General features: G+C 63.0%; 28 protein-coding genes, 1 tRNA gene and 1 pseudogene. 23 read left to right on the top strand and 7 right to left on the bottom strand.

The genetic code is table 11. The annotated features are described in order from the left end of the window. Window positions 1-276: 276 nt before the first annotated feature. The 7 genes from AC1D02_RS05905 (at window position 277) to AC1D02_RS05875 (ending at window position 8733) form a co-directional block, all read left to right on the top strand. Window positions 277-2004 carry an acetolactate synthase 3 catalytic subunit gene (locus tag AC1D02_RS05905; protein WP_477314678.1) on the top strand — a complete coding sequence of 576 codons (1728 nt, stop codon included), beginning with the start codon at window positions 277-279 and terminating at the stop codon, window positions 2002-2004. Window positions 2005-2006: 2 nt separating this feature from the next. After that, window positions 2007-2498: an acetolactate synthase small subunit gene (gene ilvN / locus AC1D02_RS05900; protein WP_305504565.1), complete on the top strand. Its 492-nt coding sequence runs from the start codon at window positions 2007-2009 to the stop codon at window positions 2496-2498. A gap of 35 nt (window positions 2499-2533) precedes the next feature. Continuing rightward, the gene (gene ilvC / locus AC1D02_RS05895) at window positions 2534-3550 is read left to right on the top strand and encodes a ketol-acid reductoisomerase (RefSeq protein ID WP_477314675.1); all 1017 of its coding nucleotides are present in this window, start codon (window positions 2534-2536) and stop codon (window positions 3548-3550) included. A 176-nt stretch (window positions 3551-3726) separates the two neighbouring features. Next, complete coding sequence (locus tag AC1D02_RS05890) at window positions 3727-4467, top strand: SIMPL domain-containing protein (RefSeq protein ID WP_477314673.1); 741 nt, start codon at window positions 3727-3729, stop codon at window positions 4465-4467. A gap of 84 nt (window positions 4468-4551) precedes the next feature. Then, window positions 4552-5397, top strand: coding sequence for a CDP-diacylglycerol--serine O-phosphatidyltransferase (pssA, locus tag AC1D02_RS05885; protein WP_477314671.1), 846 nt, complete (start codon window positions 4552-4554; stop codon window positions 5395-5397). Window positions 5398-5459: 62 nt separating this feature from the next. After that, window positions 5460-7004: a 2-isopropylmalate synthase gene (locus AC1D02_RS05880; RefSeq protein ID WP_477314669.1), complete on the top strand. Its 1545-nt coding sequence runs from the start codon at window positions 5460-5462 to the stop codon at window positions 7002-7004. Window positions 7005-7176: 172 nt separating this feature from the next. Beyond that, window positions 7177-8733 carry an alpha/beta hydrolase gene (locus AC1D02_RS05875; protein WP_477314667.1) on the top strand — a complete coding sequence of 519 codons (1557 nt, stop codon included), beginning with the start codon at window positions 7177-7179 and terminating at the stop codon, window positions 8731-8733. Between the two features lie 96 nt (window positions 8734-8829). On the opposite strand, the gene AC1D02_RS05870 is transcribed toward AC1D02_RS05875, so the two are convergent. After that, window positions 8830-9300, bottom strand: coding sequence for a hypothetical protein (locus tag AC1D02_RS05870; RefSeq protein WP_477314665.1), 471 nt, complete (start codon window positions 9298-9300; stop codon window positions 8830-8832). Between the two features lie 204 nt (window positions 9301-9504). Between AC1D02_RS05870 and rpsO the strand changes: the two genes are divergently transcribed. From rpsO to AC1D02_RS05845, 5 genes and pseudogenes are all read left to right on the top strand, one after another. Then, entirely contained in the window at window positions 9505-9774 is a 270-nt protein-coding gene (gene rpsO / locus AC1D02_RS05865; RefSeq protein WP_099789292.1) for a 30S ribosomal protein S15, read from the top strand. 176 nt (window positions 9775-9950) lie between these two features. After that, complete coding sequence (pnp, locus tag AC1D02_RS05860; protein ID WP_477314663.1) at window positions 9951-12080, top strand: polyribonucleotide nucleotidyltransferase; 2130 nt, start codon at window positions 9951-9953, stop codon at window positions 12078-12080. A gap of 298 nt (window positions 12081-12378) precedes the next feature. Further along, window positions 12379-12561, top strand: a pseudogene (locus AC1D02_RS05855) (type II toxin-antitoxin system RelE/ParE family toxin); the annotation flags it as partial. Between the two features lie 3 nt (window positions 12562-12564). Further along, window positions 12565-12858, top strand: coding sequence for a helix-turn-helix domain-containing protein (locus tag AC1D02_RS05850; protein WP_477315357.1), 294 nt, complete (start codon window positions 12565-12567; stop codon window positions 12856-12858). A gap of 67 nt (window positions 12859-12925) precedes the next feature. Next, window positions 12926-13564 (top strand): YdeI/OmpD-associated family protein, encoded by a 639-nt coding sequence (locus AC1D02_RS05845; RefSeq protein WP_477314661.1) that lies wholly within the window; start codon window positions 12926-12928, stop codon window positions 13562-13564. Window positions 13565-13640: 76 nt separating this feature from the next. Here AC1D02_RS05845 and AC1D02_RS05840 read toward each other — a convergent pair whose 3' ends face one another. Further along, the gene (locus AC1D02_RS05840) at window positions 13641-14486 is read right to left on the bottom strand and encodes a GMC family oxidoreductase N-terminal domain-containing protein (RefSeq protein ID WP_477314659.1); all 846 of its coding nucleotides are present in this window, start codon (window positions 14484-14486) and stop codon (window positions 13641-13643) included. A gap of 134 nt (window positions 14487-14620) precedes the next feature. Between AC1D02_RS05840 and AC1D02_RS05835 the strand changes: the two genes are divergently transcribed. Next, window positions 14621-15100: a hypothetical protein gene (locus AC1D02_RS05835; RefSeq protein WP_477314657.1), complete on the top strand. Its 480-nt coding sequence runs from the start codon at window positions 14621-14623 to the stop codon at window positions 15098-15100. 38 nt (window positions 15101-15138) lie between these two features. Next, entirely contained in the window at window positions 15139-15450 is a 312-nt protein-coding gene (locus AC1D02_RS05830; RefSeq protein ID WP_477314655.1) for a type II toxin-antitoxin system HicB family antitoxin, read from the top strand. An 80-nt stretch (window positions 15451-15530) separates the two neighbouring features. Here the strand turns inward: AC1D02_RS05830 and AC1D02_RS05825 are convergent, their stop codons facing one another. Next, complete coding sequence (locus AC1D02_RS05825; protein WP_477314653.1) at window positions 15531-16622, bottom strand: S41 family peptidase; 1092 nt, start codon at window positions 16620-16622, stop codon at window positions 15531-15533. A 342-nt stretch (window positions 16623-16964) separates the two neighbouring features. Here AC1D02_RS05825 and AC1D02_RS05820 point away from each other — a divergent pair, with 342 nt between their 5' ends. Next, entirely contained in the window at window positions 16965-17192 is a 228-nt protein-coding gene (locus tag AC1D02_RS05820; RefSeq protein ID WP_477314651.1) for a hypothetical protein, read from the top strand. A gap of 65 nt (window positions 17193-17257) precedes the next feature. On the opposite strand, the gene AC1D02_RS05815 is transcribed toward AC1D02_RS05820, so the two are convergent. The 3 genes from AC1D02_RS05815 to AC1D02_RS05805 all read right to left on the bottom strand — a co-directional run bounded on the left by AC1D02_RS05815 (window position 17258) and on the right by AC1D02_RS05805 (window position 20517). Continuing rightward, window positions 17258-17638: a hypothetical protein gene (locus tag AC1D02_RS05815; protein ID WP_477314649.1), complete on the bottom strand. Its 381-nt coding sequence runs from the start codon at window positions 17636-17638 to the stop codon at window positions 17258-17260. A 69-nt stretch (window positions 17639-17707) separates the two neighbouring features. Beyond that, the gene (locus AC1D02_RS05810; RefSeq protein ID WP_477314647.1) at window positions 17708-19120 is read right to left on the bottom strand and encodes a M16 family metallopeptidase; all 1413 of its coding nucleotides are present in this window, start codon (window positions 19118-19120) and stop codon (window positions 17708-17710) included. A gap of 11 nt (window positions 19121-19131) precedes the next feature. After that, window positions 19132-20517, bottom strand: a complete 1386-nt coding sequence (locus AC1D02_RS05805) for a M16 family metallopeptidase (RefSeq protein ID WP_477314645.1) — start codon at window positions 20515-20517, stop codon at window positions 19132-19134. Between the two features lie 270 nt (window positions 20518-20787). On the opposite strand from AC1D02_RS05805, the gene AC1D02_RS05800 reads away from it, so the two are divergent. Beyond that, window positions 20788-21477 (top strand): methyl-accepting chemotaxis protein, encoded by a 690-nt coding sequence (locus AC1D02_RS05800; RefSeq protein WP_477314643.1) that lies wholly within the window; start codon window positions 20788-20790, stop codon window positions 21475-21477. 54 nt (window positions 21478-21531) lie between these two features. Here AC1D02_RS05800 and AC1D02_RS05795 read toward each other — a convergent pair whose 3' ends face one another. Next, window positions 21532-21996 carry a GyrI-like domain-containing protein gene (locus tag AC1D02_RS05795; protein ID WP_477314641.1) on the bottom strand — a complete coding sequence of 155 codons (465 nt, stop codon included), beginning with the start codon at window positions 21994-21996 and terminating at the stop codon, window positions 21532-21534. Between the two features lie 254 nt (window positions 21997-22250). Between AC1D02_RS05795 and AC1D02_RS05790 the strand changes: the two genes are divergently transcribed. The 7 genes from AC1D02_RS05790 to AC1D02_RS05760 all read left to right on the top strand — a co-directional run bounded on the left by AC1D02_RS05790 (window position 22251) and on the right by AC1D02_RS05760 (window position 26297). Then, entirely contained in the window at window positions 22251-23015 is a 765-nt protein-coding gene (locus AC1D02_RS05790) for a GIN domain-containing protein (RefSeq protein WP_477314639.1), read from the top strand. 31 nt (window positions 23016-23046) lie between these two features. Continuing rightward, entirely contained in the window at window positions 23047-23655 is a 609-nt protein-coding gene (locus AC1D02_RS05785; RefSeq protein WP_477314637.1) for a tetratricopeptide repeat protein, read from the top strand. A 191-nt stretch (window positions 23656-23846) separates the two neighbouring features. Beyond that, window positions 23847-24590 (top strand): triose-phosphate isomerase, encoded by a 744-nt coding sequence (gene tpiA / locus AC1D02_RS05780; RefSeq protein WP_477314635.1) that lies wholly within the window; start codon window positions 23847-23849, stop codon window positions 24588-24590. 58 nt (window positions 24591-24648) lie between these two features. After that, the gene (gene secG, locus AC1D02_RS05775) at window positions 24649-25047 is read left to right on the top strand and encodes a preprotein translocase subunit SecG (protein WP_477314633.1); all 399 of its coding nucleotides are present in this window, start codon (window positions 24649-24651) and stop codon (window positions 25045-25047) included. A 154-nt stretch (window positions 25048-25201) separates the two neighbouring features. Beyond that, a tRNA-Leu gene (locus AC1D02_RS05770) sits at window positions 25202-25288 on the top strand. A 160-nt stretch (window positions 25289-25448) separates the two neighbouring features. After that, window positions 25449-25817: an NADH-quinone oxidoreductase subunit A gene (locus AC1D02_RS05765; protein WP_477314631.1), complete on the top strand. Its 369-nt coding sequence runs from the start codon at window positions 25449-25451 to the stop codon at window positions 25815-25817. A gap of 3 nt (window positions 25818-25820) precedes the next feature. Next, window positions 25821-26297, top strand: coding sequence for a NuoB/complex I 20 kDa subunit family protein (locus AC1D02_RS05760; protein ID WP_305504525.1), 477 nt, complete (start codon window positions 25821-25823; stop codon window positions 26295-26297). The last annotated feature ends 4 nt before the right edge of the window (window positions 26298-26301 follow it).

The raw sequence follows: 26301 nt of genomic DNA, 5'->3' as shown, positions 1-26301 counted from the left end.
GTGACCGGCACACAAGGCCAACAGCGACATGACGCGCTTTCATATGTAGGCAGTTTGCTCCAACCCGTGTCACAAGCACGAGAGGTTCGCTCAAGCAGCTACAGAAACTCACGCCAAACGAGTTGCGTCCAGCGCCGGTTTGTAACGACCCTACGGTGTCGTGAAAGATCGCCGTGACCGCAGAGAAAAGGGAAGCCTGAGCACTGTCGCGCACAGCGAATTTCGTTAGGAAAGAGCATCCGATCACCTCCCGCTGGGTCTTGAAAGGAATGTATCATGAACAACGAAACGACAGCTCCCATCACGGGCGCTGAGATAGTCGTCCGCTGCCTGGCGGAAGAAGGCGTCAAGCACGTCTTCGGCTACCCTGGTGGCGCAGTGCTGTACATCTACGACGCCATCTTCAAGCAGGACAAATTCCAGCACATCCTCGTGCGCCACGAACAGGCCGCGGTCCATGCCGCCGACGCCTATTCGCGCTGCTCGAACACGACCGGCGTCGCGCTGGTCACGTCCGGGCCGGGCGTCACCAATGCCGTCACCGGCCTGTCGACCGCCTACATGGACTCGATCCCGATGGTCGTGATCTCCGGCCAGGTGCCGAGCCACGCGATCGGCCAGGATGCCTTCCAGGAGTGCGACACGGTCGGCATCACCCGCCCGGTGGTCAAGCACAACTTCCTGGTCAAGGACGTCAAGGACCTGGCCTTGACGATCAAGAAAGCCTTCTTCATCGCCCGCACCGGCCGTCCCGGCCCCGTGCTGGTCGACATCCCGAAGGACATCAGCATGCACAAGTGCGTCTACGACTATCCGAAGGATATCGAGATGCGCTCGTACAAGCCGGTCGACAAGGGGCACTCGGGCCAGATCCGCAAGGCGGTCCAGCTGCTGCTGCAGGCCGAGCGGCCGATGATCTATGCCGGCGGAGGCGTCATTCTGGCCAACGCGGCGCCCGAGCTGAACAAGCTGGTCGACAAGCTGGGCTTCCCGGTCACGAATACGCTGATGGGCCTGGGCGGCTACCGCTCCTCGTCCGACAAGTGGGTCGGCATGCCCGGCATGCACGGCACCTACGAAGCGAACATGGCGATGCAGCACTGCGACGTCCTGATCGCGATCGGCGCCCGCTTCGACGACCGCGTGATCGGCAACCCGAAGCACTTCGCCTCGCACCCGCGCAAGATCATCCACGTCGACATCGACCCGTCGTCGATTTCCAAGCGCGTCAAGGTCGACATCCCGATCGTCGGCAACGTCAAGGACGTGCTGATCGAATTCCTCGCGCAGCTCGACGCCGCCGAAGCGAAGCCGAATGCGGCGCCGCTGATGGACTGGTGGAAGCAGATCGGCGAATGGCGCCAGCGCGACTGCCTGAAGTTCCAGGACTCCGACGTCGTCATCAAGCCGCAGTCGGTGATCCAGAAGCTGTGGGACGTCACCAAGGGCGACGCCTACATCACCTCGGACGTCGGCCAGCACCAGATGTGGGCCGCGCAGTACTACCCGTTCGACAAGCCGCGCCGCTGGCTCAACTCCGGCGGCCTGGGCACGATGGGCGTCGGCCTGCCGTACGCGATGGGCGTGCAGATGGCCAATCCGGACGCCACCGTCGCCTGCATCACCGGCGAAGGCTCGATCCAGATGAACATCCAGGAGCTCGCGACCTGCAAGCAGTACAACCTGACGCCGAAGATCATCCTGCTCAATAACCGTTCGCTCGGCATGGTGCGCCAGTGGCAGCAGATCGACTATGGCGGCCGCTATTCGGAGTCGTACATGGACTCGCTGCCGGACTTCTCGATGCTGGCCGAATCGTTCGGCCACGTCGGCATGAAGATCGAGCGGCCAGGCGACGTCGAAGGCGCCTTGAAGGAGGCGTTCGCGATGACGGACCGGCTGGTGTTTATGAACTTCATCACCGACCAGGCCGAAAACGTCTGGCCGATGGTCAAGGCGGGCAAGGGCCTGTCCGAAATGCTGCTCGGCTCGGAGGACCTCTGATCATGCGCCATATTATTTCCGTCCTGCTGGAAAACGAAGCCGGCGCCCTGTCGCGCGTGGTCGGCCTGTTCTCGGCCCGCGGCTACAACATCGAAACGCTGACCGTGGCGCCGACCGAAGACGCGACCTTGTCGCGCATGACCATCGTCACCAGCGGCTCCGACGACATCATCGAGCAGATCACCAAGCACCTGAACCGGCTGATCGAAGTGGTGAAGGTGGTCGACCTGACCGAAGGACAGCACATCGAGCGTGAGCTCATGCTGATCAAGGTGCGCGCGGTCGGCAAGGAGCGCGAAGAGATGAAGCGCACCGCCGACATCTTCCGCGGCCGCGTCATCGACGTCACCGAGAAGACCTACACGATCGAACTGACCGGCGCCAAGAGCAAGCTCGATGCCTTCATCGACTCGATCGACCGCGCCTCGATTCTGGAGACGGTGCGCACCGGCGGCTCCGGCATCGGCCGCGGCGAACGCATCCTCAAAGTATAAGCAGCATCCACCCAATTCAACATACAGGACATATCATGAAAGTTTTTTACGACAAAGATTGCGACCTCTCCCTCGTCAAAGGCAAGAACGTCGCCATCATCGGCTACGGCTCGCAGGGCCACGCGCACGCGCAGAACCTGAACGACTCGGGCGTGAACGTCACGGTCGGCCTGCGCAAGGGCGGCGCCTCGTGGAACAAGGTTGAAGCGGCCGGCCTGAAGGTCGCCGAAGTCAACGACGCGATCAAGGCCGCCGACATCATCATGATCCTGCTGCCGGACGAGAACATCGCCCAGGTCTACAACGAGAACGTTGCGCCGAACGCCAAGCAGGGCGCGGTGCTGGCCTTCGCGCACGGCTTCAACGTCCACTACGGCCAGGTCGTGCCGCGCGCCGACCTCGATGTCATCATGATCGCGCCGAAGGCGCCGGGCCACACCGTGCGCGGCACCTACGCGGCCGGCGGCGGCGTCCCGCACCTGGTCGCGGTCTACCAGGACAAGTCCGGCTCGGCGCGCGACATCGCGCTGTCGTATGCGATGGCAAACGGCGGCGGCCGCGCCGGCATCATCGAGACCAACTTCCGCGAAGAGACCGAGACCGACCTGTTCGGCGAGCAGGCAGTCCTGTGCGGCGGCGCGGTCGAATTGATCAAGGCCGGATTCGAGACCCTGACCGAAGCGGGCTACGCGCCGGAGATGGCCTACTTCGAGTGCCTGCACGAGCTGAAGCTGATCGTCGACCTGATCTACGAAGGCGGCATCGCCAACATGAACTACTCGATCTCCAACAACGCGGAGTACGGCGAGTACGTGACGGGACCGAAGATCGTCACCGAAGCGACCAAGGACGCGATGCGCCAGTGCCTGAAGGATATCCAGACCGGCGAATACGCCAAGAGCTTCATCCTGGAGAACAAGGCCGGCGCGCCGACCCTGATCTCGCGCCGTCGCCTGAACGCCGAGCACCAGATCGAGCAGGTGGGCGGCAAGCTGCGCGCGATGATGCCGTGGATTGCCAAGAACAAGCTGGTCGACCAGTCCAAGAACTGATCACGCGGCGGCGACAAACCCGGGGACTCGGCGTCCCCGTCGCTCCGACGGACCTGACCCCAGTTCTTGGGCCGCGGCTCAAATCAAATTGCAACTATTCATGACAACCGCGCGCTTTGCCGCGTTTTCCGGTTATCTTCCCTGATATCGAATTGCCAACCTCAGGGAGAACCACCATGTCGCTACCAAAACTGATTATCGCCGCCACCTTCGTCCTGGCTTCGCAGGCCTACGCCCAGTCGACCAGCGGCACCCTGGTCGTCGTGCCGGCGTTCGGCGAAGTGAAGCACGCGAACGACCAGGCCACCGCGACCTTCGCCATCGAGGAGCAGGACAAGGACAAGGCCGTCGCCGCTTCGCGCGTGAATCAGAAGATGAAGCAGGGCCTGGACATCCTGCGCGCCGCGGACCCACAGGCGTCCTTGAAGACCCAGGGTTACTACACCTACCCGGTCTATCCCGAGCGCCGTCCGCTGCCCGATGGCTCCATGCCGAAACTGGTGCCGACCGGCTGGCGCGTCGGTAACTACGTCGAGATGAAGACCACCAACCTGGCCGCGTTGCCGAAAACGGCCGCCGCCGCCCAGAAGATCCTCGCGCTGAACAACCTGCAGTTCGGCCTGTCGCCGGCCACGCTGAAAAAGCTCGACGACCAGCGCATCGCCGCGACTTATCAGAACCTGAATGAGCGGATCGCCTCGATCGCCGCGGCGATGGGCCGCAAGCCGGCCGACGCCGTGCTCGACACCGTGGACTTCGAAGGTTCGGGGAACTACGCCAACCGCCAGGAGATGGCAGCGCCGGCGGCCATGATGTCGCGCGCCATGAAAGGCGAGGCCGACGTGGCCGAACCGTCGTTCGAGCCGGGCGAATCCACCATGCAGATGCGCCTCGTCGGAAAGGTGAAATTCAAGTAAGACCACCCGTTCGCTATGTTAATCCTTTGCCCACTATAATAAGCGGGTAAACACGAGCAGCGACTCCTACTTGAAACGGACCCTATGACACCATTCACCCGCCGCAAAAAGCCTGGCGCCAAAAAACTGGCGCGCTTCGGACGCCGCCGCCTCGACGCGGCCGGCAATCCGATGCGCCGCCGCGGCATCTACCTGCTGCCCAACGCGTTCACCACCGCCGCGCTGTTCTGCGGCTTCTACGCGATCGTCATGGCGATGAACCAGCGCTTCGAGCATGCGGTGTGGGCGATTTTCGTCGCCATGGTGCTCGACGCGCTCGATGGCCGCGTGGCGCGCCTGACCAACACCCAGTCCGAGTTCGGCGCCCAGTACGACAGCCTGTCCGACATGGTTTCGTTCGGCGCCGCGCCGGCGCTGGTGATGTACGAGTGGTCGCTGAACGGCCTCGGCAAGCTTGGCTGGATCGCCGCCTTCGTCTACTGCGCCGGCGCGGCCTGCCGCCTGGCGCGCTTCAACACCAACATCGAAGTGGTCGACAAGCGCTACTTCCAGGGCTTGCCCAGCCCGGCCGCCGCGGCGCTGGTGGCCGGCTACATCATGATGATGAGCGACCTCGAATTCATCGGCACGCGCATTTCGTGGGTGTCGTTCGTCGTCACGCTGTTCGCCGGCCTGACCATGGTGACCAATGTGCCGTTCTACAGCTTCAAGGATGTCAACTTCCGCAAGTCGGTGCCGTTCATCGCGGTGTTCGTCATCGCGCTGGTGATCGCGCTGGTGTCGATCGACCCGCCGAAGGTGCTGTGGCCAATTTTTGTTGTATACGGTTTATCTGGTTATGCGGTGTATCTCTGGCGCCTTGCGAAGGGCAAGCCGGTGAGCATCATCCAGACCGACGAGGAACCGCTCGATCACAGCGAACGCAGCTGACCTTCCACCCCCGGTTGATGGCGGCTGCGTTCGCGTAATTTCACACGCTGAATGGAGCCGCCATGTACGACCCGAACCGCCTCATCATTTTCGACACCACCCTGCGCGACGGCGAACAGTCGCCCGGCGCCTCGATGACCAGGGATGAAAAGGTGCGCATCGCGCGCCAGCTAGAGCGCATGCGCGTGGACGTCATCGAAGCCGGCTTCGCCGCCGCCTCGCCGGGAGACTTCGAAGCGATCCGCGCGATCGCCTCGGTGATCAAGGACTCCACCGTGTGCTCGCTGTCGCGCGCCAACGACCGCGACATCGCGCGCGCCGCCGAAGCGCTGCTGCCGGCGCCGAGGAAGCGCATCCACACCTTCATCGCCACTTCGCCGCTGCACATGAAAATGAAGCTGCGCATGGAGCCCGACCAGGTGCTGGAGCAGGCGATCCAGGCGATCCGCTTCGCCCGCAAGCACACCGACGACATCGAGTTCTCGCCGGAAGACGGCAGCCGCTCCGAGGAAGACTTCCTGTGCCGCGTGCTGGAAGCGGTGATCGCCGAGGGCGCCACCACAATCAACTTCCCCGACACGGTTGGCTACGCGGTGCCGGAAATATTCGGCGCCACGATCAAGCGGCTGCGCGAGCGCATTCCCAATTCTGACAAGGCCGTGTGGTCGGTCCACTGCCACAACGACCTGGGGCTGGCGGTGGCCAACTCGCTGGCCGGCGTGATGATCGGCGGCGCGCGCCAGATCGAATGCACCATCAACGGCCTGGGCGAGCGGGCAGGGAATACGGCGCTGGAAGAAGTGGTGATGGCGGTGCGCACGCGCTCGGACTACTACAAGCTGCAGCTGGGGATCGACACCACGCAGATCGTCGCCGCGTCGAAGATGGTGTCGCAGATCACCGGCTTCGCGGTGCAGCCGAACAAGGCTGTGGTCGGCGCCAACGCGTTCGCGCATGCGTCGGGCATCCACCAGGACGGCATGCTCAAGGCGCGCGAGACCTACGAGATCATGCGCGCCGAAGACGTGGGCTGGGCCGCGACCAAGATCGTGCTGGGCAAGCTGTCGGGGCGCAACGCGTTCAAGCAGCGCCTGCAGGAGCTGGGCATCGAACTCGAGTCCGAGGCCGACGTGAATGCGGCGTTCTCGCGCTTCAAGGACCTGGCCGACCGCAAGTCCGAGATCTTCGACGAGGACATCATGGCGCTGGTGTCGGCCGAGGACCATGCGCACGAGGGCGAGTATTACCGCTTCGTGTCGCTGGCGCAGCGCTCGGAAACGGGCGAGACGCCGCAGGCGAACGTGGTGTTCTCGATCGACGGCAAGGAGGTCGCGTGCGCGGGCGAGGGCGACGGGCCGGTCGACGCGATGGTCAACGCGATCGAAAAGGAAGCTGCGAGCGGAGCAGAGCTGGTGCTGTTCTCGATCAACGCGATCAGCAACGGCACGCAGTCGCAGGGCGAAGTGACGATGCGGTTGTCGCGCTCGGGGCGCATCGTCAATGGTGTGGGCGCCGATCCGGACATCATCGTCGCTTCGGCCAAGGCGTACATCGCCGGCTTGAACAAGCTGCATTCCAAGACCGAGCGGGTCAACCCGCAGCAGTGAAACAGACGGGGTCAGGTTCCGGCGGACCTGACCCCGTCTTTGCAGTCCATTCCGAAGAAACTGCAGTTTGTCGCATTCCGATTGCCGTGCCCCGGCGGGATTTCCTAGAATTCCTGCTTGCCGAAGCTTTTGGCATCGGGCCTGAAATTTCCTCTTTCAGAAGGCGATAAATATGCACACCATACGCTCCCTCGTTCCCCTGATCGCGCTGGCGCTGTTCGCCGCCGGCTCCGCGAAGGCGCAATACCAGCCGCCGGTCGACATCGTCGCCGGCAAGGCCGCCGCCGATGCCGGCTCCGGCCGATTGCTGCTGATGTTCGAAAAGGTCAATCCCGCGAAACCGAATATGCCAGATGCAGTCGATGCGGATGCATTCTTCAAGCTGGAAACCTCCGTGGTGGCGCGCGAGGTGTCCGGTCTGACCAGCGGCGCGCACATCGTCATGTACCCCGGCGACGCGGCGTATCCGGCGCCGCTCGACCAGCTTCCGGCCGGCGACTACTGGGTGCAGGCGCTGCTCGACCGCGACCACAGCTACAGCTATTCCGGCCGCGGCGCAGGCGACGTGGTGTCGCCGGTCGTGCGTATCAGTGTGCCGCATGCCGGCGCCCCGCTGGCCTTGAATCTTGATCGAGAGCTGCCTGCCGTGAAGCCGTGGGAGTTTGCGCCGGGGAGGCCGATGTTCAAGCCGGAAGAGCAGGCCTTCATGGAGCAGCGTATCAAGCCCTTCGAAATCCGGAGTCGCGCCGTGCAGGCATTCACCGGGCGGCCGACGTCGATCAGGGGATATGTCGTGACGCCGCCCGGCTACGATGAATCGTCCACGCGCTATCCGGTCGTCTACTTCACGTCCGGCTTTCAGGCGGGCCTGCGATCGCTGCTGGACACCGCCGGCGGCGTGCTGCGCCAGACCAACGCGAAGCTGCTGCCGCCGATGATCTGGGTGATGCTCGATCATAGCGGTCCCACCGGCACCCACGAATTCGCCGACAGCGTTAATAACGGGCCGTGGGGCAGGGCGCTGGCCGAGGAAGTGCTGCCCGAGATCGACCGCCAGTACCGCACCGATCCCGCCGCGGGCCGCTTCATCATGGGCCATTCCTCGGGCGGCTGGGCCGCGCTGTGGGCACAGATCACCTATCCAACCCTGTTCCGCGGCGCCTGGGCGACTTCCCCGGACTTTGCCGACTTCACCGATTTCGAAGGCGTGGACATCACGCGCCCTGGCGCGCGCATGAAGGACTTGCGTTCGGCGCGGATGGAGGCGGTGCTGGGCGAGACCGGCGGACAGGAATCGTCGTTCGAGTGGGTGTTCTCGCCGCGCGGGCCCGACGGACGGCCGATGCAGATGTACGACCGCGCCACGGGCCTGGTCAATCGCGAGGTGGCCGATTACTGGCGCGCCAACTACGACGTGTCGCAGATCATCCGCACGCGCTGGCCCGCGCTCAAGCGTGATGTCGACGGCAAGATCCATGTGATCGTGGGCGACAAGGACGATTACGGGCTCAATCACACGGTGCGCAAACTGGAGGAGGCGTTCAAGGCGGTGGGCGCGAACGCGAGCTTTACTTACGTGCCGGGCAAAGGTCACTACAACCTGTACGCCGAGGGCGACGAGCGCATGGCGCTGCGGCGCAAGATCGGCTGGCAGATGTGGAAGGTGGCGTATCCGCAGTCGCCATTGGGCGATCCGGGACCGCCGGCTGCGGTCGCGGCGGCAAAGTAAGGCCAATGGGGTCTGGCCCGCTCCCTGGGTCAGACCCTTTCAGTAAGCGCCTGCGACTTCGGGTCTGACCCCGAAAGCGGGTCAGGCCCCTGCGGTTCAGCGGAAGAAGCGGCGCTCCTCGTACATCGGATCCGGCCCGTTCTGCATCATGCGCACCACGCCGGCGCGGTCGAAATGCACGTGCATCATCGAATTCCATACCCCCGATTCCTTGTACCGGTACGACCACACCTCGTAATCGCGCAGCGGCAGGTAGGACTTCTCGGCCGGCCGCCCGATCGCGCGCAGCACGTCCTCGTGGGTCGCCGCGCCGACCTGGATGGTGGCGAACTTGGCATCGGTCAGCACCTGCTCGAGCAGTACCAGGCGCCCGTCGGCGCCGATGTGCGCCATCCACGTGCTCTGGCCCATCGGCCCGGTGGCGTATTCGAGCAGCTGTTCCGACCCGGCCGAATAGGTCGCCGTCGGCTCGCCCAGCTTGAGCTTGACCGTGTCGATCGAGTCGCCCGGCAGCAGCGGCGGACCCAGCATGCCGGCGCAGCCCGCCAGAAATACTTGACTAGTCAACAATATCGCTGTTGTTATTTTGCGCATGGCTGGCCCCGTGTGATGCAAAAAACATCATGATGCCCGAGTCCGGCGTAATCAGCACTGGTCGCACGATGCGTTTTCGCATATACTTGCGGGTCTGGCCGATTGTGGCTGGTTCATTTAACGTAGTTCACGGTGCGCTGGGTTGCGACTCTTGCACCGCATGTGAAAGGTAATATCATGACCGTAGAAAACATCAACAAAGCCGCGATCATCGCGGACAACGCCCGTGCCCAGAACGACACCGGCTCCCCGGAAGTCCAGGTTGCACTGCTGACCGCACGCATCAACGAACTGAACGGCCACTTCAAAGCCCACGCAAAGGATCACCACTCGCGCCGCGGCCTGATCATGATGGTCAACCGTCGCAAGAGCCTGCTGTCCTACCTGAAATCGAAGGACGCGGCCCGTTACCGCGACCTGATCGCCAAACTCGGCCTGCGCAAGTAACTCTTGCCACCGCGATTGTAGCGACAATGCCTGCGCCAGTCTGACTGTCGCGGGCATTTTGCATTTTTGAGCGCCCGAATCATTGCAGCAAAGTAGTAAAGGTAGCCGTGAGGCTACCTGTGGTGAGGTGAACGACAGCCCCTGAAAATCTGTCGGCAAATAGAAAGGGATTACCCATGTTTAACAAAGTTACGAAAACCTTCCAATACGGCCAACACGAGGTCACGCTGGAGACCGGCGAAATCGCCCGTCAAGCATCCGGCGCCGTGATGGTGTCGATCGAAGACACCGTCGTCCTGGCGACCGTGGTAGCGCGCAAGGACGCCAAGCCGGGACAGGACTTCTTCCCGCTGACCGTCGATTACGTCGAGAAAACGTACGCTGCAGGCAAGATCCCAGGCGGCTTCTTCAAGCGTGAAGGCCGTCCATCCGAAAAAGAAACCCTGACCTCGCGCCTGATCGACCGTCCGATCCGCCCGCTGTTCCCGGAAGGCTACCTGAACGAAGTCCAGGTCATCATCCACGTGCTGTCGGTGAACCCTGAGATCGATCCGGACATCGCCGCGATGATCGGCGCATCGGCCGCGCTGTGCGTGTCGGGCGTGCCGTTCAACGGCCCGGTTGGCGCCGCGCGCGTCGGCTACGCCAACGGCCAGTACATCCTGAACCCGACCACCACCCAGCTCAAGACGAGCCAGATGGACCTCGTCGTCGCCGGTACCGAGACGGCCGTGCTGATGGTCGAATCGGAAGCCAAGCAGCTGTCCGAAGAAATCATGCTGGGCGCCGTGGTGTTCGGCCACGACCAGATGAAAGCGGTCATCGACGCGATCCACGAGCTGGTGCGCGATGGCGGCAAGCCGGAAGTCCAGTGGGCCCCGCCTGCCAAGAACGAAGCGCTGATCGCGCGCGTCAAGGCCTTCGCCGATGCGAAGATCAACGACGCATACCAGACCAAGGACAAGCAGGCGCGTACCGCCAAGCTGAAGGCCGCCTTCAGCGAAGTGATCGCCGACCTGAATAACGAGTCGATGGCGTCGGGCGCGGCCGAAGTGGACGCATCGGAAGTCGGCAACATCCTGTTCGACATCGAAGCCAAGGTCGTGCGTTCGCAGATCCTGAATGGCGAGCCGCGCATCGACGGCCGCGACACCCGCACCGTGCGTCCGATCGAAATCCGCACCAGCATCCTGCCGCGTACCCACGGCTCGGCGCTGTTCACCCGCGGCGAAACGCAGGCGCTGGTAGTTGCCACCCTGGGCACCGCGCGCGACAGCCAGAAGATCGACGCGCTGATGGGCGAGTACACCGACTCGTTCATGATGCACTACAACATGCCTCCGTTCGCCACCGGCGAAACCGGCCGCGTCGGTACGCCGAAGCGCCGCGAAATCGGCCACGGCCGCCTGGCCAAGCGCGCGCTGATCGCAGCGTTGCCCGATCCGGAAGACTTCAGCTACTCGGTGCGCCTGGTTTCGGAAATCACCGAATCGAACGGTTCGTCGTCGATGGCTTCGGTCTGCGGCGGCTGCCTGGCGCTGATGGACGCCGGCGTTCCGATGAAGGCGCACGTCGCCGGCATCGCGATGGGCCTGATCAAGGAAGGCGGCAAGTTCGCGGTCCTGACCGACATCCTGGGCGACGAAGACCACCTCGGCGACATGGACTTCAAGGTAGCGGGTACGCCTGACGGCATCACCGCGCTGCAGATGGACATCAAGATCATGGGCATCACCAAGGAGATCATGCAGGTCGCGCTGGCGCAAGCCAAGGAAGCGCGCCAGCACATCCTGGGCGAAATGCAGAAGGCCATGCCGCACGTGAAGACCGAGCTGTCGGACTTCGCACCGCGCCTGATCACCATCAAGATCAACCCGGAGAAGATCCGTGACGTGATCGGCAAGGGCGGCGCGGTCATTCGCGCGCTGACCGAAGAGACGGGCACCCAGATCGACATCAGCGACGAAGGCGTGGTCACGATCGCGTCGGTCGACGCTGCCGCCGGCCAGGAAGCCAAGCGCCGCATCGAAGAGCTGACCGCATCGGTCGAAGTGGGCAAGACCTACGACGGCATCGTGCTCAAGCTGCTGGACTTCGGCGCGATCGTCCAGGTCATGCCAGGCAAGGACGGCCTGCTGCACATCTCGCAGATCGCCAACGAGCGTGTGAACGCCGTTGCCGACTACCTGAAAGAAGGCCAGGCGGTGCGCGTCAAGGTCCTCGAGACCGACGACCGCGGCCGCCTGAAGCTGTCGATGAAGGCCGCTGAAGGTGCCGAAGGCGCCGCAGCACCAGCAGCGCAGTAATCCTCGCTCCGGCGTCAAGCCGACAAAACACCGCCAGCGCGCAAGCCCTGGCGGTTTTTTAATTCTGGAGTCTGGTCCTGCGGACCTGACCCCGTCCTGGTTGCTACAACTACCTCACTGGATTGCAGTTGTCCTTGCTATCTCAATCCCTGCGCTGACAGCTGGGCGTATTGTCTGGAGCGTGCGCTGCTGCTAATGAAACGCCCACCTTTGATCCATGGCACGTAGTGCTATAGTTCGTCCAAATGAGAATTCTCGCGAATGCGCGTTTTTCTGACCAGGTGGTCTATTAGCCTTCAGGCTCAAGGATAGATATTTCTTCATTTATTGTTACGCGAAAAGTCAGAGCGCGAACATCAGCGATACAGAATTGCGCGCATTGAAGGTGCTGGCAAGTGAATTGTTGAGCTACGATGCCGCCGCTTTGGCGGTCGCGTTACATGCTGGAGAACTGCAGGAAATCGACTATGAAGAATCATGAGAAATTACTCGAGGTGATACATGCGACCGCAAGCGGCCTGAACGCGGCGGGCGTATTAAGTCCGACCACGATGAAGGAATTCGCGCGCTCTGCCTTCCTGCGGTCAAACAATACAGCGCGGATCAGATAAAGCGCCTGCGACTGCGTTCGAAAACCAGCCAGGCGGTTTTTGCAGCCTATCTCAACACCAGTGCATCTACCGTCCAAAAGTGGGAGCAGGGCCAAAAACAGCCGAGCGGCGCCGCTCTCAAACTATTAAATTTGGTCGACACCAAAGGCTTGAAAGTTCTTTCCTGATGTTGCGGTTTTGGGGAGTGCACACGGAACGGCGGAGGCGCCCTTAGTATTGGACAATCCCTTCGAAATGGATAAGACTGTCTGTTCAATCATTCATTCTCTTGCCATGCCAACCATCGACCCACGCATCGACGCCTACATCGCAGCATCCCCTGAATTCGCCCGGCCCATCCTGACGCATCTGCGCGAGGCGATCCACGCATCGTGTCCCGAGGTCGAGGAGACCATGAAATGGAGCCGCCCGCACTTCGAATATCTCGGTCTGCTGTGCGGCATGTCGGCGTTCAAGGCGCATTGCGGCTTCGGCTTCTGGAAAGGCGGGCTGATGTTCCCGGGGATGGACGAGCGCGAAGCGATGGGTCATTTCGGCCGCATCACGTCAGTCAAGGACCTGCCGTCCAAGAAAGACTTGGCCGCTTACATCAAGAAGGCCATGAAGCTAAATGAGGAGGGTGTCGCAGCACGCGCACGCGCGAAGCCTGCTGTGCCGCGCCCTCTGAATGTGCCGGCTTATTTTCAAGCTGCGCTGGAAGCCAACGAAGCAGGGCTGGAGAAATTCAACGCCGGCAGCACCAGCTTCAAGCGCGAGTATGTCGACTGGCTGGAGGAAGCGAAGACGGAAACGACGCGTGAGCGCAGGATGGCGCAAGCGCTTGAATGGATCGCGGAAGGCAAAGGGCGTAACTGGAAATATGAGAAGTGCTGAAAGTGGGACAGTCGTCTCACCTCGGTCCGCGGCGCCGACACGCCCGGGGTCAGGTCCGGCGGACCTGACCCCATCTTCACTGTGCCGCCAGATGCTCGCCGAGACGCACGCCCAGGCATAGCAGCGTCAGCGTCGGCGGCAGCCCCCATGGCCGCGGAATCACCGACGCGTCGCACACATACAGATTCGCCGCGCCGGCTTTCAGGTCGCTGTCGACGCCTTCACCGATCCGCACGCTGCCGCCCGGATGCGCGGCGAAATGGCGGCTCTGGAAAACGTGCGTCGCCCCCGCGCCCCGCAGCACCTCGCGCGCCATCTCCACACCGCGATCGAGCTTGGCCCGGTCGTTCGCATGCAGCGGTTTGCTGGCCCACTTCGGTCCGATCGCCCCGCCAATCTCGTCGCGCACCTTCACCATGATCGACAGCGTGTGCCGATGCGCAAACAGCCGGTCGACCCGGTACGCCTGCAGCGTAAAGCCATGGTACATCGGCGCGGGCAGCGTCATGTCCGCCAGCGAAATGCCGTCCGCATCGAAGCGCACGCCGGCGGCCATCGGCACTTCGGCGCCGCCGTCGATGTCGTCGACTGTGCCCATCACGGCGATGACCGGATCGCTGAAAAAGCCGCTGGTGCGCGGCGCCAGTCCGGAGTTGTTCAGCAGGCGCGGACTGCCCACGCCGCCGCCGGCCAGCACCACGAAGCGCGCTCGCGCTTCCTGGACGTCGCCATCGCGCACGAATTCAACGCCGGCCGCCTGGCCATTTTCGATCAGCACACGCCGTACCCGCGCCTGGTCGATCAGTGTCGCGCCGTCGCGCACCGCCTCGTCGAGAAAGTCGCGCGCGGTCCACTTGGCGCCGAACGGACAGCCATAGGCGCAGCGCCAGCAGCCGGTTCGGCAAATGAATGGCCGGATCATCTTGTCGAGCTTTTGCCAATCCCGCCGCACGCGCGCCCCGCATGATGCGCGAGGCCGTCGGGCCGATCAGCGAGTCGGGGAGTGGGCCGATTGGCAGTTCTCCGCGCAGGGCTTGCAGCGCCGGAGAGAGGTCGATGCCGTATGCCGCGAACAGTTCCGCCGGCGGCGCGGCGGCGGTGGCAAAATTGATTGCCGAGCTTCCCCCCGCAGTCACACCTTGCACCAGCAAGGAAGCATCGCGCTGGATGAACATTCCTTTGCCAGGCACCGCTGCCATCGACGCCATCTGGCCCACTGTGCCCGTCAATGGGGCGGCGCTGCCTTGCTCCAGCACCAGCACGTGCCAGCCGCGACGCGTGAGCTGCCGCGCGACGGTTGACCCGCCCGGACCGGCGACAACAATCGCATCGTATGAATGGGTTGGAGATTTTGACATCCGCAAACAAGGAAGAAAATGTGTCCGCCAGTATCGACGCTTTGGCTTGTCGCGTCAAAACAAGGAACGCATCGCGGCGGGCCGACCTTGCGTTGCATCGAAAAGGCGGCGCGTGCGTCGGGTGTATGATTTCGGATTGAACTTTGGCGGATGCGAAGGGTGGATTCCAGAACTCTGATTCGCTTGAAATGCGCCGGTTTGAAGCGCTGAGTTCGAGTGAGAAATGAAAATGGAATTTCAGTGCTTATTCACAAAGATGTGGGAAGCGTGTATGGCGTCACCGTTCCCGCGCTGCCAGGATGCTTTTCCTGGGGCGACACCATCGATGACGCGCTCAACAATACGCGCGAAGCCGTCCACGCCCATTTGAGGACGATGATCAGCGAGGGAATGCCTGTCAGCTTTATCCATCCCCCCCGCATGTTTACACTGCCAATCCTGCCGAAGAAGGAACATCGGCGACCGTCGAGATCGACATTTCAGAATTCGAATCATCGTTTGCTACAGTCAGGTAGCGTTTATCGCTAAGGACGCACCTGCCAAGCCGTGCGGCGGGGAAGCCGGAATGGCGCCGGCATTCCTCATCGCGCGGCGCCATGATGGTGGCGTCAATGTTCCGCGGCGGCAAGCGGGGCGGTTCCGCCAAGTCGGCGCTGCAGCAGGTCCTTGGCCACCGCAAGCGCGTTGTCCGGCGTCGCTGCGATATCCGGGATGACGCCGACGCCTTCCCAGTTGCTATTGGTAATTGGACTGATGGAGCGCCGCCCAGGAATCATGGCGAAAAAGTGATCGCCAAGGCGGTAAGGGCGCGCGGGGTGGGCGCCGCCCCAGGTGCGCTCGCCGATCACCGTGGCGCGTTTCAGCGCCTGCATGGTGTAGGCGAAGTCTTCGCCGGCGGACATCGTGCCCGGCCCGGCGAGGATAACGACCGGCTTCTTGCCGCCGTAGCGTTTGCCGTCAAGTTTATCCGTGGTCCACTGCTGCATGGTGTTGCCGGTATCGCGATCCCAGATGTCGTTGACACGTGTGCGCTGGTCGACGAAATAGCTGACCAGTAAGGCCACCGACTGCGGCAAGCCTCCGCGGTTCTGGCGCAGGTCCACGATGAGACCATCGGTGTCGGCGAGTTTATTCATCGATTCGGCGTACTTTTCCGCCACGAGGAGATCAGGAGGGAAGCCGGAAACCTGCAGGTAGCCGATGTTGGGGCCCAGGTGATCCACCTTGTTTACGCCATAGTTCATCATGCGGAGTCTAATCCCCATGATCGTGCGCATGGCGAAGCCGGTGCGCTGTTCCCATTCCGCTTGCGACGCCGGCGGAGGTCCGCCCGCACTGTCAGGCGGAACCAGTCCGGGACTGAACGCCACCGTCATATGCAGGTCGCTCGCGACGCCGCGAAGGTCGTCAGTGAGCTGTTTTGCCAGCTGTTCGCCGTCCGTTATCCCATCGTACTTGCGCTCGTGCTGGCGCTGACGCAGGAACGCTTCAATCTGCTTGGCCTTGTCCGGAAAGATATAGTGATCGTTCAGCCTTGCCACCAGCGTATCGACTGCCTCCGCCCGCACCGCGCCGTCGACGACAACCTTTGGCTGCGGCATCATTCGATCCCATAAAGGCCGCCACATTGGCACCGTGGCAAATGCGGCGATCGCGGTCAGCGCTAGCAATGATGGGATGACAATCCATTTCTTTTTCATTTTTTCCTCTGATTGTGGCAGGCGGTTTTTAATCTGGGGAGGGTAATCGGAAACAATTACTTCACCATTAATGCAAGGAAGTGGATTGAGAATAGCACGACAATTGCTATCGAGTAGCAATATTTAATGCTTATTGATGGTGAGCGGAGGACAATCGGGTGGGGCCGAGGCTCGTTTGTCGAAGATTTACTGAGTGGCCGGTGCCGCCGTCAGAGGCTTGAATAGTTTTCAACTAGGACAATTTGTCCCAAGGTATCGAGATCGTTTTGAAGTACTATCCTTGCGAACATGCAGCGCTCCTCTCGATAGATAGTGTCAAGTAATAGCCTGGGAAGACTCAAAATGATGGATTGGATCCCTGTAGTCCTGGTGGCGTTCAAAGCTCTCGTGCTCGGCACGGGCATGTTCTTCGCCATCAAGTGGCATTACGATCAAGACAAGAAGGAGAAGCGCGCCGTGCTGCACGCGGTGGGCAAGATCGCCGCAGTCTTCATGCTGTCGCTCGTGGCCTTGGTGCTGCTTACCTTCTTCGTCAGCAGCAAGCTCGGTTTGGACTTGACCTTCCCATGATGGGCGAAGAATAGTCGCAGGGTGCGCTTTGATAACTTCTTTTGGCCCACTGCGACCCTGCCAAGTTAGTTTTCCACACCAAGCGCAACGCCGGCATCGCGCCGCCGCTGAAGCAGGTCTATCGCTACCGCAAGCGCATCGGCTGGCGGCGCCGGGACATCGGGCCTGACGCCCGTGCCTTCCCAGTTTGTGTGTGTAATCGGGCTGATGCTGCGGCTGTTGGGGATGGCCGCATGAAAATGGCCGCTGAGGCGATACAACTCAGCGACCAGCGTATCGATCGCCTGCGTGCGCATGGCGCCATCGACCACGACTTCAGCGGAAGCGACGACGGCATACGTGCGAATCATCGCCAGGAACAGGAAGAAGACCAGGACGACACGTTTTGTTTTGACTCCGGCCAGTGCGAACCTCGAGGGTCGGTCATCGAATTCATGGGCTGGCATTCCTTGTGGAATCCAAAAAAAGGGGCAAGGCCCATCGGACCTTGCCCCATCTGTGGCGCTGGGCGCGACTTACTTGTCGCTGACCGAGAACTCGCCGAAGGCCTTGAGCTGTTCGCCCACCTGCGCCTTGTCGCCGACCACGATGATCGACTGGTTCTCCGGCGCGAAGTACTTCTTGCCGATCTCGCGCACCTGCTCCGGCGTGACCTTCTGAATCTTCGGCACGTACTGGCCGAGGAACTCAGGCGGCAGGCCGATCAGCCAATTCGACGCCAGCGTGTTGGCCACCGCGCGCTGCATCTGGTTGCTGATCAAGTAGCCGCCGGCCACGTAGCGCTTGTTCATCTCCATTTCGGCAGGCGACACCAGTTCGGTGCCCAGCTTGCGGTACTCGTTGAAGAACTCCGTCAGCGAGGCGCCCGACACCGCATTGCGCACGTCCGCGCCGCCGACGATGCCGCCGCCGTTGCGATAGGTGCGCGCGCCGGCCGATGCGCCGTAGGTGTAGCCCTTTTCTTCGCGCAGGTTCAGGTTGACGCGGCTGCTGAAGCCGCCGCCGATGATGGTGCTGGCAAGGCGCATCGGCACCAGTTCGTCGGTGGTGGCCGGGATGCCTGGCGCGCCGATGCGGATCGTCGACTGCACGCTGCCGCCGCGTTCGAGCAGCATGCGCACCGGCTTGGCCGAACTCGGCGCCGCCGGCGTGGCCGCCAGCGCAGGGCCGGCCGCCTTCCAGTCGCCGAACGCCTTCTGCGCCAGCTTCATCGCGTCCGCTTCCTTGATGCGGCCGGTGACCACCAGCAGCGCGTTCTCGGGACGGAAGCGCTTCGCGTGCTCGACGCGCATCATTTCATCGGAGGCGGAATTGATCGCGTCCGCGGTCGGCTCGACCCGGCTGTACGGGTGATCGCCATACACGGCCTTGCCGATCGCGCGCTCGGCGCGGAAGCGCGGCGTGGCTTCCTGCACGCGCAGCGACTGCAGCGCGTTGGCCTTGGCCAGCGCCACTTCCTTGGCCGGGAACGACGGATGGCGCGCCACTTCCGCCAGCAAGTCCATCATTTCGGCGGCATGCGACGTGACGGCGTTGGCCGACACGATCATGCCGTCCAGCGAAGTCGTGGCGCCGACCGAGCCACCCATGCCTTGCGCCGCTTCGGCGATCGCGCGCGAGTCGCGCTTGGCGGTGCCTTCGTTGAGCAGGCCGGCCATCAGGTTGGCGAAGCCGGGATGCGCCGCGTCATCGGCGGCGTAACCGGCGCCGCGCACGGCCAGCACGAAGTCGACGCGCGGCAGGCCGCTGCGCGGAACCACCCATACCTGCATGCCGTTGGCCAGCGTCTTCTTGGCGATCTGCGGCGCCGGGATCGGCTTGTCCTTGCCGAAGGCAGGCATTTCTTTCGGAAGCTGTACCGGCTCGGCGGCGTAGGCCAGCGGCGCGAACAGCATGGAAATCGTCAGTGTCAGCATCAGCTTTTTCATCGATGCGCTCCTTATTTCGTGGTGCCGGCTGGCGGCGTGACTGCCGCGACCTTGGCGACAGGTTTGCGGTCGATGACCGTGCGGTTGGCGACGGTGAGGTAGGTGGCCGCGGTACGTTTGATGTCGTCCGAGGTCACGCCTTCGATCCAGCCAGGGATCTTGTTGACGACGTTGGCGTCGCCCCACAGCGTCTGCAGCTTTGCCAGCGTGTCGGCGCGGTTGATGAAGCTTTCCAGCTTGTCGTTCCACTCTGCCAGCATCTTGGTCTTGACTCGCTTGAGCGTGGCCGCGTCGACGCCGTCCTTGACCACTTTGGCGATCTCGGCATCCATCGCGCCCAGCACCGCGTTGGCGTTGCTGGTCGGCTTATAGACGGCGAACACCGTGAACAGGGTAGGGCCGTCGAATTCCCACGGGCCGGTCAGGCCGTACAGCGAGTCGACATTGAGCGCCACTTCGCTGCCCTTGACGAGGCCCTGGTAGAAGCGCGAGGCGTCGCCGCCGGCCAGCACTTCGCCCAGCACCGCCATCGCTGCCTGGTCCTTGCTGCCGCGCGAAGGCATCTTCCACGCCGCCGCGATCGCCGGCGCCTGCGCCAGCATGTCGGTCTGCTCGATGCGCTTCTCGGCGGTGTTCAGGCCTTCCGTGAAGTCGCCGCCCTTCGGTACCGGACGCATCGGAATCGCGCCGAAGTACTTCTTGGCCAACGCGAAGCCTTGGGCCGGCGTCACGTCGCCGGCGATCGCCAGCACCGCGTTGTTCGGGCCGTAGTAGTCGCGGTGGAAGCCGCGCACGTCGTCCAGGCTGGCGCCTTCGAGGTCTTCGAAGCTGCCGTAGCCGTCGTGGTTGTTCTCCCACTTCTGGAACGCGTGCTGGCCGATGTCGATCCACATGAAGCCGCCGTACGGCTGGTTCTTCACGTTGACGCGGATCTCTTCCTTGACCACGTCCTGCTGGTTCTTCAGCGACTTGGCGTTGAAGTCGAGCGTCTTCATGCGGTCCGCTTCGAGCCACATGATCGAGTCGATCGCCGACACGGGCGCGGTCTCGATGTAGTTGGTGAAGTCGGCGCGGGTCGAGCCGTTGTTGCGGCCGCCGCCGCCGGTGATCGCCTTGTCGAACACGCCCTTCGGCGCGACCGGGGTGCCCTGGAACATCAGGTGCTCGAACAGGTGGGCGAAGCCGGTGCGGTTCTTCGGCTCGAGGCGCATGCCGACGTGGTAGACCACGCTGACGCCGACCGTCGGCGACGAGTGGTCTTCGGAGATGATGACGGTGAGGCCGTTGTCGAGCTTCTGGACCGCGACCGGCAGGGTCCACTGATCGGGCGTCGCGGCCAGCGCGGCCAGCGACATGGAAAGTCCCGCGATCAGGGCGGGGATGTGGCGTTTGCGCATAGTGTCCTCAAAATGGCGATTGACCAGAGTTCTTCGCGGCATATATGTACCGGCGAGCAGCAATATTAGCGCCAAATGTGTGCGCTGAGGTAACAGATTGATATGTATATCCTGATAGGTGTCGACCCTGAAATTGGCGGCGACGCGCCGATTCGGTGCCCTGCTGACTTGCAAATGCGCCAACATGGTGAGTGCGACCGCGAATTCGGCCGCTTCGGCATGGCACGAATCCTGCAAATGGATTGCGGTGATACCCCACCGGAGACCGCCATGTCAGCCCAGCTCACCACCACTACTCCTGGCAAGCCTGCCGATCCTGTCGGCGACGTCCAGCTGTCCGGCGACGTGTTCGGCGCGCTGATCAACCTGTCTGGCCGGCGCCGCTTCACTTCGCAGCGCGTGGTGCTGTACGCTGTGCTCGCGTCGATGGGCCACGAAGGCGCGGTCGCCACCGCGCGCGAAACGCTGGCGATGTTCCGCGACGCGCACACCGCGCTGATCGAAGGCAAGGGCAGCATCCCGGGCATCTTTTGCGGCCAGCTGCGCGACGCCTACTTCGGCACACTGGAGGGGGACAAGGTGATCCGCCATTTCATCAAGCTGGCGGAGGCGACGCTGGACGGCATCGGCGCGAACGCGGTCGGCACGCCAAGGCTGCTCGACGAGCTGGTGCGCAGCGCGACGCCGTTGTTGAGCGTGCTGAACGGCTTGACGCTGGTATACGAGGAGCAGTCGAAGCGCCATGCCCAGGCCCAGAAGCGTCAGCTGCAGGACATGATGGGGGACATCAAGACGATCGCGCGGCAGGCGCGCATGGTCGCGTTCAATGCCCAGGTGGTTGCGGCGCGCGCCGGCCAGTCGGGGCGCGAGTTCGCCGTGGTGGCCAGCACCATGACCGAAGTTACGACCGAGATCGACGAGCTGGTGCGGCAGGCGCTGACCAGCTCGCTGGCGCATTAGTCCCGGGGTCAGGTCCAGCCGGACCTGACCCCAGCCTTTGGTCCGCGGCGCACATTAATCCTCCAGCGGCCAGTTCAGCTGCGTGCGCCAGGCCGACGCATCCTGGGTGTCGCCCGGCCCCACCAGGTAGCTCTCCCAGATAATCGTCTTGGTGATCAACCCGTTCTGGGCGATCCAGTCCTTCAGCTCGCCCCACGCGCCGCCGATGCCCTCCATCGGCCCGTGGTAAATCGTGCGCGCCACCTTCATCTTCGGCAGCTCGGCCGCGACCATCCGCCCCGCCGGCTTGACCGGCTGCGCCACCGGAAAGCCGATGTCGAAGTCGAACACGTCGGTCGGCATCTGGAAGTGATAGCTGTACAGCGGACCGGCCGGCGCCACGCCTTGCTGCTGCATCGCTCCCAGCAGTTCATGCACGGTGGGCGGAAACACCTGCTGGATTTCCTTGAGCGGCACCACCACGTGGATGGCGGCGCTGTCCTGCCTGGTGGATTCGACGACCTGCGGCGTTTCGATCATGGCGTTCTCCGGTGGGTCCCGTGTTTTGGTATTTGAGCATGCGAAATATGCATTTCATCGCAATCCGATGGGGGCTCGCACTGCCTCTGGCTATAGTGGCATCATACCGAAATCGCGGCGCACGCAAACGCCAACGTTGACGAAAAACGCAAAATTAGCTGGAATGCCATTCGGCTTGCTGGTAGTGTGTCGCCAGCGCCGGCCCGGGCCGGCGCGATGCACCTAGAAAAACAACAATACCTGGGAGATTGTCCATGAACAGAGTCCTCCACGCCGGCGTCGCCGGCATCGCGCTGTGCGCGGTCATCGGCGCCGCGGCGGCCGACGAAAAGGTCAGCGAAACGCGCGCCATCGATGCGCGCGTGGCCCGCGTGCGCCTCGACGGCGTCATCGACCTCAAGCTCAAGCAGGGCCCGGTGGCGCTGCTGGTCATCACCGGCGACCCGCGCTTCATCGCGCGCACCACCACCATCCAGAGCGGCGACACGCTGAACATCGACACCGAGGCGCGCGGCTTCAAGATCAGCTCGCGCGAGCGCGTGCGCGCCGAGCTGACCCTGCCGCAATTGCGCGAAGTGTCGTCGGAAAGCGTCGGTTCGACCGACATCATCGGCTTCAGGGGCGACGAACTCGACCTCTCGCTCGACGGCGCCGGCGCGATGAAGGTGGTGTGCGACTACAAGGTCGTCAACGCCTCGCTGGGCGGGGTCGGCAGCATGAACATCCAGGGCATCAGCGGCAACGGCGTCGATTTGAACTTGCGCGGCGCCGGCTATGTCACATTATCCGGACGCAGCAAATGGCTGAAGGCGAACCTGGGCGGCCTGGGCGGGCTGGACGCGCGCGAGTTCCAGGCCGAAACGGTCACGCTGCAAATGAGCGGCCTGGGCAACGCGTCGGTGTCGGCCAGCCAGAACGCCACATTGAACCTGTCGGGCATGGGCTCGGTCACGGTGTACGGCAAGCCGCTGAATCGCACGGTCAGCGTCGACGGGCTGGGCAAGGTCAGCTGGAAATAAGAACGATGGAACCTGGTTTTCACCACGAGACATGAAAAAACTATTTGTTGCGATCGGCCTGGCGCTGGCCCTGAACGGCAGCGCGATGGCCGGCTTCACGGAAGGCGCGAACGCCTACAACGCGCGCAATTACGACGTGGCCCTGAAGGAGATCACGCCGCTCGCCAAGGCCGGCAATGCCGATGCCCAGCACCTGCTCGGGCTGATGTATTACATGGGCCGCGGCGTCAAGCGCGACTACAAGCAGGCGATGGAATGGCATCGCAAGGCGGCGCTGCAGGGCAAGTCGGACGCGCAGTACGTGGTGGGCGCCATGTACTACACCGGCAACGCGGTGCCGCAGGACCAGAAGCTGGCGGTGCAGTGGTTCCGCAAGGCCGCCGAGCAGGGGCATGCGGACGCCCAGCACGCGCTCGGGCTGATGTACCGCTACCACGTGGCGGGCATGCCGCAGGACGTCGTGCTGGCCTACATGCTGTGGAACCTGGCGTCGGCCGGCGGCAACATGAACGCCACCGAGCAGCGCGCCGCCATCTCGCGCCAGATGACCCAGGAGCAGATCGAGGAAGGGCAGGCGATGTCGCGCAACTGGAAGCCCGGCTCGCCGCTGCCCACCCAGTCCCGCACCGGCGCCAGCTGATTCAACAGCTCGTCGTTCCTGCGAAGGCAGGAACCCATGCTGAGCGTCCTTCGGCCATAGGATCGAGCTCAGCGTAGGCTCCTGCCTTCGCAGCAGCGACAGGCGAAAACATCCTTGCGCCAATTCCACATAGTTTGACCGCCTCGGACAACGGCGGTTACAATAACGGGTTAAACAAACCCTGGACACCTATGCGTCGCAAACTCGTCGTCGGTAATTGGAAAATGAATGGCAGCCGTGCGGTCAACGCCGCGCTGCTCTCTGGCATTACCGCCGGCCTGGACGGCGCGGCAGCCGATTGCGCGGTATGCGCCCCGGCGCCTTACCTGGCCCAGTGCGAGTCGGCCCTGGCCGGCAGCCCGGTCGCCTGGGGCGCCCAGGACCTGTCCGCCCACGCCGGCGGCGCCTACACTGGCGAAGTGTCGGCGGCGATGCTGACCGATTTCGACTGCAAGTACGTCATCGTCGGCCACTCCGAGCGCCGCGCCTATCACGCCGAGAGCAATGAACTTGTCGCGAAAAAGGCTGTCGCAGCACTGGAGGCGGGCCTGACCCCGATCGTTTGCGTCGGCGAAACGCTGGCCGAGCGCGAAGCAGGGCGCACCGGCGAAATCGTCTCGGCCCAGCTCGACGCCGTGCTGGCGCTGCTCGACGACGCCGCGACCGCGCGCATCGTGCTGGCCTACGAGCCGGTATGGGCGATCGGCACCGGCAAGACCGCGACGCCGGAAATGGCGCAGGAAGTGCACGCGCAGCTGCGCGCGCAACTGAAGCAAAAGAATGCCGCTGACGCAGTGCAGATCCTGTACGGCGGCAGCATGAAGCCGGATAACGCCAAAGAGTTGATGGCCCAGCCGGATATCGATGGCGGCCTGATTGGCGGCGCGGCGTTGAAGGCGGCCGATTTCCTGGCCATCATCAGCGCCGCCCGCTGAGCCGGAGCCAACCTGGAATAGTTTTTAATCTTGTAGTCAAACTTGGAATGGAATAGCAATGAACACTTTGTTCAATCTGATCGTCGTCGTACAGGTTCTGTCAGCCCTGATCATCATCGGCCTGGTGCTGCTGCAGCACGGTAAGGGCGCCGACATGGGCGCCGCATTCGGCTCGGGCGCCTCCGGCAGCCTGTTCGGCGCCACCGGCTCGTCGAACTTCATGTCCAAGTCGACCGGCGTGGCCGCCGCGGTGTTCTTCGCATCGACCCTGGCGCTGGCTTACTTCGGCACCCAGCGCACCGTGCCTTCGGGCGCCGGCGTGATGGAGCGCGCCGTGCCAGCCACCAAGGTCCCGGCCACCACCGCCATTCCTGCGACCACCACCGTGGCGCCTGCCGCCGCGCCGGCATCGGCGCCGGTCGCCCCTGCGGCGCCGGCGACCCAGATTCCGAAGTAAATACGGAAAATGTGGCGCCCGGGGCTTCGGCCCCGCAGGGTCCGACCCTGATTGCAATAAAAGATTTATAGTTTTATCCGTTTTTCCCTGCGCTAGCGCAACTTTAGCATTGAAAAATAGTGCTACGGCAGGTTAGAATAGCGGTCTCAGAGATGCCGACGTGGTGAAATTGGTAGACACGCTATCTTGAGGGGGTAGTGGGAGAAATCCTGTGCGAGTTCGAGTCTCGCCGTCGGCACCAAGGAATACAGAGAAGCCAGCAAGGGCTGTGCGCCCAAGCTGGCTTTTTTTACGAGGGTCAGTCGCGTGATGCTGGTGCAATTGATGATCAGCATGGCGCGACCGGGCGCTGCTCGGAGCAGTGGTTCTTTAACCGATCATTCAACAAAGGCTCATCCATCGTGAACCTCGAAAATTATTTCCCCGTATTGATGTTCATCCTCGTCGGCATCGGCGTCGGCGTGGTGCCCCAGATCCTGGGCAAGCTGCTCGGCCCAAGCAAGCCCGACGCCGCCAAGCTTTCGCCGTACGAGTGCGGCTTCGAAGCTTTCGAAGATGCGCGCATGAAATTCGATGTCCGCTATTATCTCGTCGCTATCCTGTTTATTTTGTTCGACCTGGAGACCGCGTTCTTCTTCCCGTGGGGCGTCGCCATGAAGGGCGAGGGCGGTCTGGGCATCGCTGGTTTCGTCACGATGATGGTGTTCATCGCCGAATTCGTGGTCGGTTATTGGTACATCTGGAAGAAAGGTGCCCTTGATTGGGAATAAGCCATGGCAATTGAAGGCGTATTAAACGAAGGTTTCATTACCACCACAGCCGACAAGCTGATCAACTGGGCCCGCACCGGATCGATGTTTCCGATGACGTTCGGCCTGGCTTGCTGCGCCGTCGAAATGATGCACACGGGCGCCGCCCGCTACGACATGGACCGCTTCGGCGTCGTGTTCCGTCCGTCGCCGCGCCAGTCCGACGTGATGATCGTCGCCGGCACCCTGTGCAACAAGATGGCGCCGGCGCTGCGCAAGGTCTACGACCAGATGCCGGAACCGCGCTGGGTCATCTCGATGGGCTCGTGCGCCAACGGCGGCGGCTACTACCACTACTCGTACTCGGTGGTGCGCGGCTGCGACCGCATCGTCCCGGTCGACGTCTACGTCCCGGGCTGCCCGCCGACCGCCGAAGCGCTGCTCTACGGCATTCTGCAGCTGCAGAACAAGATCAAGCGCACCAACACCATCGCCCGCTGACACC

It is taken from the genome of Massilia sp. P1_C10 (assembly GCF_056406475.1).
The sequence above is the reverse complement of the archived record's forward strand: the minus strand, read 5'-3'. Positions and strand labels throughout refer to the sequence as shown.

Bases quoted from the DNA above. Each gene is read 5' to 3' on its own strand.
- AC1D02_RS05845 (WP_477314661.1), top strand. From the start codon at position 12,926: ATGGATAAGACTGTCTGTTCAATCATTCATTCTCTTGCCATGCCAACC.
- ilvN (WP_305504565.1), top strand. From the start codon at position 2,007: ATGCGCCATATTATTTCCGTCCTGCTGGAAAACGAAGCCGGCGCCCTG.
- pssA (WP_477314671.1), top strand. From the start codon at position 4,552: ATGACACCATTCACCCGCCGCAAAAAGCCTGGCGCCAAAAAACTGGCG.
- AC1D02_RS05835 (WP_477314657.1), top strand. From the start codon at position 14,621: ATGCCGTATGCCGCGAACAGTTCCGCCGGCGGCGCGGCGGCGGTGGCA.
- AC1D02_RS05815 (WP_477314649.1), bottom strand. From the start codon at position 17,638: ATGCCAGCCCATGAATTCGATGACCGACCCTCGAGGTTCGCACTGGCC.
- tpiA (WP_477314635.1), top strand. From the start codon at position 23,847: ATGCGTCGCAAACTCGTCGTCGGTAATTGGAAAATGAATGGCAGCCGT.
- AC1D02_RS05905 (WP_477314678.1), top strand. From the start codon at position 277: ATGAACAACGAAACGACAGCTCCCATCACGGGCGCTGAGATAGTCGTC.
- ilvC (WP_477314675.1), top strand. From the start codon at position 2,534: ATGAAAGTTTTTTACGACAAAGATTGCGACCTCTCCCTCGTCAAAGGC.
- AC1D02_RS05810 (WP_477314647.1), bottom strand. From the start codon at position 19,120: ATGAAAAAGCTGATGCTGACACTGACGATTTCCATGCTGTTCGCGCCG.
- AC1D02_RS05795 (WP_477314641.1), bottom strand. From the start codon at position 21,996: ATGATCGAAACGCCGCAGGTCGTCGAATCCACCAGGCAGGACAGCGCC.
- AC1D02_RS05790 (WP_477314639.1), top strand. From the start codon at position 22,251: ATGAACAGAGTCCTCCACGCCGGCGTCGCCGGCATCGCGCTGTGCGCG.
- AC1D02_RS05820 (WP_477314651.1), top strand. From the start codon at position 16,965: ATGATGGATTGGATCCCTGTAGTCCTGGTGGCGTTCAAAGCTCTCGTG.
- AC1D02_RS05785 (WP_477314637.1), top strand. From the start codon at position 23,047: ATGAAAAAACTATTTGTTGCGATCGGCCTGGCGCTGGCCCTGAACGGC.
- AC1D02_RS05805 (WP_477314645.1), bottom strand. From the start codon at position 20,517: ATGCGCAAACGCCACATCCCCGCCCTGATCGCGGGACTTTCCATGTCG.
- AC1D02_RS05890 (WP_477314673.1), top strand. From the start codon at position 3,727: ATGTCGCTACCAAAACTGATTATCGCCGCCACCTTCGTCCTGGCTTCG.
- rpsO (WP_099789292.1), top strand. From the start codon at position 9,505: ATGACCGTAGAAAACATCAACAAAGCCGCGATCATCGCGGACAACGCC.
- AC1D02_RS05825 (WP_477314653.1), bottom strand. From the start codon at position 16,622: ATGAAAAAGAAATGGATTGTCATCCCATCATTGCTAGCGCTGACCGCG.
- AC1D02_RS05880 (WP_477314669.1), top strand. From the start codon at position 5,460: ATGTACGACCCGAACCGCCTCATCATTTTCGACACCACCCTGCGCGAC.
- secG (WP_477314633.1), top strand. From the start codon at position 24,649: ATGAACACTTTGTTCAATCTGATCGTCGTCGTACAGGTTCTGTCAGCC.
- AC1D02_RS05840 (WP_477314659.1), bottom strand. From the start codon at position 14,486: ATGATCCGGCCATTCATTTGCCGAACCGGCTGCTGGCGCTGCGCCTAT.
- AC1D02_RS05760 (WP_305504525.1), top strand. From the start codon at position 25,821: ATGGCAATTGAAGGCGTATTAAACGAAGGTTTCATTACCACCACAGCC.
- AC1D02_RS05800 (WP_477314643.1), top strand. From the start codon at position 20,788: ATGTCAGCCCAGCTCACCACCACTACTCCTGGCAAGCCTGCCGATCCT.
- AC1D02_RS05875 (WP_477314667.1), top strand. From the start codon at position 7,177: ATGCACACCATACGCTCCCTCGTTCCCCTGATCGCGCTGGCGCTGTTC.
- pnp (WP_477314663.1), top strand. From the start codon at position 9,951: ATGTTTAACAAAGTTACGAAAACCTTCCAATACGGCCAACACGAGGTC.